This window comes from Mesorhizobium sp. M1E.F.Ca.ET.041.01.1.1 (genome assembly GCF_003997355.1).
In the GTDB taxonomy this organism is placed as follows: Bacteria; Pseudomonadota; Alphaproteobacteria; order Rhizobiales; family Rhizobiaceae; genus Mesorhizobium.
The window spans coordinates 1-4,928 of record NZ_RZSL01000469.1; the positions used below are offsets into that span (position 1 = coordinate 1).

A 4,928-nucleotide genomic window follows, 5' to 3' on the forward strand; every position below is an offset into this window, starting at 1 on the left:
AAGCCAAGGCCCCGCCGGTCCAGTACGGCGAGCTCTTCCCGCAGGATATGAATCTCAGCAAGCTCAAAGGCCTGGCCGACAAATGCCAGGCGGCGATGCTCGGCGCGCCGCAGGAAAAGCGGCTGACGCTGCAATGGCTGAGGGTCGAAGTGGCGCTCGACCAGCCGGGGCTGACCTGGCTGATCCCGCAGGTCAAGCTGCTGGCCGACGGCGGCAGCCCTGAAGCGAATCTCCTCCTCTACGAGTTCTACTCGGTGCATCGGGGCGACAGCGCGGATGCCGGTGCGCCGCCGGTCACCCGCGAAATGGCGCTCGATGCCCTGCAGAAAGCTGGCGCCGCCGGTCATCTGACAGCCCTGATGACGCTGCTCCGCCAGTATAACGATGGGCCGCTGCTGCGCCGCGACGCGCGCAAGCTGGTCGAGGCCGCGCAGCACATCATCGACGCACCGGTCCAGGGCCAGTCGCCCGGCGAATGGGACAGCCAGGTCCGTAAGGACATGCCGCTGCTGATCGCGCAGACGACACTGGAGAAGGACGGCTTCACCGGCGACGAGCAGCAAAAGGCCTTTCATGCTGTCGAGGCCGATTCCCAGGCCGGGACCAATGACTCGGTACGATCCGCGCTCGCCTACATCACGGCGCTGCGGCTGGGCCGGGGGACGCCGCAGGATGCAGCAAAGGCCAGGCAGCTGCTGGAGGCGCGCGTCGGTCACGACGATTACGCCATCCCGATGCTGGCCGACATGCTGGCCAAGGGCGAAGGCGGCCCGGCGGACGGCAAGCGCGCCATCGCCATGCTGCGCGCCGCCAAGAATGTTGCCGAGGCCGGGCCGATGCTCGCCGGCCTGCTGCTGGACGGCAGGTTCGTCGGCCGCCAGCCGCGGGCGGCGGTCCAGCTGTTCAACGGCTCATGGGACCTCGATGCCTGCATCAGGCTTGCGGGCTCGCTTCTCGACTATGACGGCTTGCGGGTCGACTATCCCGAAATGCTGGTCGAACGCCTGAGCGACGGCGCCGATGCCGGCGAGCCCGGCGCGGCGCTGGCGCTGGCGCGGCTCGAGCTTTCGGACAATCAGCAGTTCAAGAACGAGGACCAGGCGCGCGCCATGCTGAAGCCACTGGCGGATGGGGGCGACCGCGACGCGCTCTGGCTCTACGCCTCGACGCAATACGCCAATCTCGATTCGACCAGCTACCGGCCGTCGCGCCGCGACGGCGGCCTGAGCGACGATGATCTGAAAGCGCTGATCGGTGAGGGCGAAGGCAAGAAGGAACCGCAGGCCTATCTGCTTCATGCCAAGCTGCTGCGGCGGGGCTTGGTCTATCCGCAGGACGACGTCAGGGCGACTGCGATGCTGATCAACGCCGCCAATCTCGGCAGCGTCGAAGCCATGGTGCTGCTCGGCGACGCCTATGACAATGGTCTCGGCATCGACAAGAACCCGCGCGAGCGGCTGCATGCGTGGCGCGAGGCGGCACGGCTCGGTTCGCTCAAGGCAAGGGGCAAGCTTGCCGATGCCTTTACCTTCGACAGTTTCGACCGGCTGATGACGCTGCGTGAAGGCATCACCAACCGCATTGCCCTCTACAATGACGGCATCGGCAGGATGGGCGCCGGGGTGTTCGGCGGCGATGCCGGTATCGAACTCAGCGGCCTCTTTTCCGGACCGGCCTCCAGCGCCGGAACGGCCGCGGTCGCCGCCGCGGTGATGGACGCGTTCCGTGAAGCGCCGGCCGGCCTCGACGAGGAGAACCTGGTCAGCGTCGGCAAGGCCCTGCCCGACGAGATCCGCATCGCGATCGAGACGACGCTGAAGAGCGAAGGTTTTTACGCCGGCGAGCCGAAGGGCTATTTCGGTCCGGACGCGCGCAAGGCGCTGGCCGCATGGGTCGATGCGAAAGGCCCGCTCACCGATGCTCCGAGCCCGCAAACGGCGGCCGGGACACAGCAGGCGGCACCGGCTTCAGACATGCTCGCGGGCGAAATCCTCGACCGCGTCCGCGACAAGGTGTTCGCCCAGGCGCAGGCCGCTAAGACCGACAAGCAGAAGAAGGCCGCCATCAAGCAGCTCGACATGCTCGCCCGCTATGGCGACCTCCCCTCGCGCTGGGCGCTGGTGCGCAACTATCACCAGGCAAGGGTCGTGCGCGCGGTCGTCACGCCCGACGAAGTCACGCGCTATGCGCTGGACATCCTGGTCTCGAAGCCCGACGGCGTCGACAAGGCGGAGTTCGAGTTCATCTTCGACCTGACGCAGATCGCGCAGGACCGGAAATCGAAGGCGGTCGGCAACGCCACCCTGCAGGCGATCCGCGACGATCCGCGCCTGCAGGACCCGCTGACGCTCGGCGCCATCATGGGCCAGTTTGCTTTCGCGCCCGACGCCTGCGACTCCGTCCTCGCTGCTGCCCGCAAGGCCGGCATCGACGGCGTGGGCGAGGATGGATGCGACGAGCAAACACGCACAGCTCTCATCGCCTTCGCCAAGGACAAGGGTGCAACCGGCATCGATGCCACGGCCCGCAAGGCGGCCGCGGAAGAGATCAAGACGCTGGACGCTCAGGCCGCCAAATAGTCAAAGCCGAGCGATCAAAGCGCCCTGAGCCAGACCTTGTTGTCATGAAACGCAGCGCCGCCATAGGGCGCCGGCGCGTCGGCGCCGGTGAGCACGTTGATGCCCTCGCCGCGCTCATGCGCGCTGTTGGGCCAGATGCCTTCGGCCACCACCACGCCGCGCTTCACGCCGTCGAAGAGTTTGGCGTGCAGCACGAGGTCGCCGCGCCGGTTGCCGACTTCGACGCGGCCGCCGTCCTCGATGCCGAGTGACGCGGCGTCCTCGGGATGGAGCAGCAATTCCGGCCTGCCTTCCCTGGCCTTCGACACCGGCGTCTCGGCAAAGGTCGAGTTCAGAAAATTGCGCGCCGGCGAGGTCGTCAGCCGGAACGGATGCTCTTCGTCAGTCACCTCGATCAGCTCGACATGGTCAGGGAATTCCGGCAGCCGCTCGACCGGGCCGAACAGACCCATGCTCTTCGGCGGCCGGTTGGGCGCCGACTGCCCCGTCCAGTTGGGCCGGAAGTGGAATTTCTTGTCGGCATGGCCGAAGCCGTTGATGAAATGCGCGTCGTCGAACTCCGGCTGCAGGTCGACCCACTTCTGTTGCCTGAGGCTATCGAAGCTGCCCAACCCGCGCTTGCCGAGGATGATGTCGATATGCTCCTTCTCGGTCAGGCCGAAGCCCGGCCGGTCGCCGACGCCCAGCCGCTTGCCGAGCTCCTCATTGACGTAGTGGTTGGTGCGTGGTCCTTGCGGCGGCTCGATCAGCTTGGGGCCGAGCGTGATGTGCTGGTTGCCGCCGCCCTTGTAGACGTCGTCATGTTCCAAAAACATCGTCGCCGGCAGCACGACATCGGCGAGCTTGGCCGTATCGGTCATGAACTGCTCGTGCACGCAAGAGAACAGGTCCTCGCGCAGGAAGCCTTGCTTCACCAGACGCTGCTCGGGCGCGACATTCACCGGATTGGTGTTCTGGATCAGCATCGCCGTCACCGGCGGACCGCCATAGAGCGCGTCCTCGGCACCGGTCAGCACCGGGCCGATGCGCGAATGGTCGAGATAGCGCACCTTCGGGTCGCGCATCGCGGTGCCCTCGAGCACGTCCTGGTTCAGCTTGAAGATACCGGAATTGGAGTGGAAGGCGCCTCCGCCCTCATATTGCCAGGCGCCGGTGACCGCGGCGATGCAGGAGGCGGCATGCATGTTGATCGAGCCGTTGCGCTGGCGGGCAAAACCGTAGCCAAGGCGGAAATAGGTCTTCTTCGTCGTGCCGACGAGATTTGCGAAAGCCTCGATCTCGGCGACGCTCAAGCCCGTGATGGCGGCCGCCCATTCCGGCGTGCGGGTCTTGAGGTGCTCTTCCAGTCCGCGCGGATCGTCTGTGTATTTTTCGAGATAGGCGCGGTCGGCCATGCCATCGCGGAAAAGCACATGCATGACCGCGCAGGCGAGCGCGCCATCGGTGCCGGGCTTCAAGACAAGGCCGAGATCGGCCTGCTTCATGGTGGCATTCTCATAGATGTCGATGACGACGATCCTGGCGCCTCGTTCTTTCCGCGCCCTGGTCGCATGGGTCATGACGTTGACCTGGGTGACCACCGCGTTGGTGCCCCAGATCACCACGCAGTCGGACTTCGCCATCTCGCGCGGATCGGGACCGCGCAAGGCGCCCACCCCCATCATCCAGCCGGTCCAGGCGAGATTGGTGCAGATCGAGCTGAAGAAGCCCGAGTATTTCTTCGCATGACGCAGCCGCTCGATGCCGTCGCGCTGCACCAGCCCCATCGTGCCGGCATAGAAATAGGGCCAGACGGTCTCGGAGCCGTATTTCTCCTCGGCAGCAATGAACTTCTCCGCCACGAGATCGAGCGCCGCTTCCCAGCTCGCTTCCTTCCAGGCGCCCTCGCCCTTGGCGCCGGCGCGCACCAGCGGCTTCAGCAGGCGGTCGGGATGGTGGACGCGGTCGGCATAGCGGGCGACCTTGGCGCAGACGACGCCCGCCGTGTAGCTGTTCGCCTTGGCGCCATGGACGCGGCCGATGCGGTTTTCGTCGAGCAGCTCGACTTCGAGCGCGCAGGTGGACGGACAATCGTGCGGACAGGCCGAATGGCCGATCCTGAGCTTGGCGTGCTGGTTCATGCGGGGTGTGTAGCGGGTTTTGCCGGCGAGGTGTAGGGCCAGATGGAGCGCCTTCCTTCTCCCCTTTGTTTGGACCGGGGACATCGCGAACAGGTGTGCGAGGACATCGCGAACAGTTTTGCGCGTTTTGCGCGAGGGGGTTCGGGATGCCATTCGAGGCCAGAAGCGTGATGAGCCAGAAAGAAGAGTTCGTGAGATTGGCGCTGGCGCCTGGCGCCAATGTGAGCGC

The 4,928-nt window shown here is 65.9% G+C and carries 2 protein-coding genes; one reads left to right on the forward strand and one right to left on the reverse strand.

From position 1 onward, the window contains the following. The coding region (locus tag EOA38_RS39385) for a sel1 repeat family protein (RefSeq protein ID WP_189434961.1) at positions 1 to 2,579 on the forward strand (2,579 nt) is incomplete at its 5' end. 14 nt (positions 2,580 to 2,593) lie between these two features. Here EOA38_RS39385 and EOA38_RS27990 read toward each other — a convergent pair. Next, positions 2,594 to 4,699: a molybdopterin oxidoreductase family protein gene (locus EOA38_RS27990; protein WP_127300742.1), complete on the reverse strand. Its 2,106-nt coding sequence runs from the start codon at positions 4,697 to 4,699 to the stop codon at positions 2,594 to 2,596. Positions 4,700 to 4,928 lie beyond the last annotated feature (229 nt).